This window comes from Anoxybacillus sp. J5B_2022 (assembly GCF_026847645.1).
Taxonomy (GTDB): domain Bacteria; phylum Bacillota; class Bacilli; order Bacillales; family Anoxybacillaceae; genus Anoxybacteroides.
This window is the reverse complement of record NZ_JAPSMC010000141.1, coordinates 1-1,445: the sequence shown is the minus strand read 5'-3', so window position 1 is coordinate 1,445 and position 1,445 is coordinate 1. Positions and strand designations below refer to the sequence as shown.

Annotated in this window: 1 protein-coding gene; it reads right to left on the bottom strand. The window is 44.8% G+C overall.

The genetic code is table 11. The features are described 5' to 3' along the window. Window positions 1-694: 694 nt before the first annotated feature. On the bottom strand, window positions 695-1,445 hold a 751-nt coding region (locus M4I42_RS16835; RefSeq protein ID WP_268853185.1), incomplete at its 5' end, for an IS982 family transposase.

Genomic DNA, 1,445 nt, shown 5'->3' with positions numbered 1-1,445 from the left:
TGCGCTCAATATGCCATCTTCCCATATCCTCTTCTCCCTCTCTTTTCGATTTCCGGCAGTAGCTGGGCGTGATCTCCGATTTCTGTTCTGCACCCTTCCGTATCGGTACAAAATAACGGCATTTGCTAGAACGAAACAAAACAACAATGAGATAAAACATCTCCCGTGATGTTTCTTCTCCCCTTATAAATCGAAAATCTCCGTCAATTCTATTGTACTGAAATGTCACAGAAAATGTTGTCGAATATTGTAAAAACGACTACAAATCCCCTGCGGAAAACGAACATATCGACCAAAAATTCAAACGATCACAACAAAAAACTCTCTCTCATCTTAGGATGACTTTCTCCTTTTGAAGATAATAGGTATCGAAAACAGCGTTTTTCAGACCAAGAGTTTGTCGTTCGCTTTCTTCAGACTCCGCGTCGACACGGACACCGTTGCATTAAGCGAACTGCTACTTCCTCTTTCGCAGTTTTGGACTTTCACCATATAGACTACACCCATGCAGGGCGCACATACAAAAACAGAGAGCCACGCTATGACTCTCTGTTTCTGTAAATCTTAGCAATTCTCTGGGTGCGACGGGCACCGTGACCAATTGTACATTTTTAATTTGTGTAGATCTAAAACAAACCCACCCTCTATCAAGGTTATCAATTTTATTAAAATCACCCGTGGTGCTAGTTGAGCGCTAGCGCTCAACTAGCCCAAGTGTTACAAGTGAATACACCAACAATATGCCATCTAGTGCTACTTCAAATCCCGCAATCGAATTCGCACGAATTTCTGTGATACGATACTGGTCAACGAGGACAGAGAACACCGTTTCAATGACTTTCCGTTTTTGTTTGAGCCATTTCTCCCATGATTCAGATGGGCGGTGTTTCTGATTTTTGCGAGATGGAGTCCAAAAAGCGATTTGGTACGCTTCATACAACTTTTTTTGCAATTCGCCACTGATAAATCCTTTATCACCCAAATTAAAAGGATGAGGAATTTGAGTCATGACGGTTTCCGCTGCGGTTCGATCGTGACAGGACGCCTCCGTTACCACGTACCCCATCGGCAGTCCTTGGTCGGTCACTTGAAGATGAAGCTTAAACCCATAGTACCACTGCTGTTTCGACGCACAAAGCCCGATGTCCGCGATCCCTTGGAATCGTTTGACACGGTACATTCTTGCGGCATGGCACAACTCGAGTGGTATACTATCTACGACCGCATAGGCGTGGTGCTGCCCACGTTTGGCTAGCTCATGGCGAATCCATTTGATCGCAAAGCGTAGCGCTCGACAACGACGATTGTAGCGAGAACGTTCGAGAAAATGTCCATCCGTAAACAAGTTCCCAGTCACAAAGCGATGCCATGCACGTTCGGAAGAGAAGCCAAGCAGCTTCCCTAAGAGATGAATAGCAATGATTACCGCATCTTCTTGTTTCACC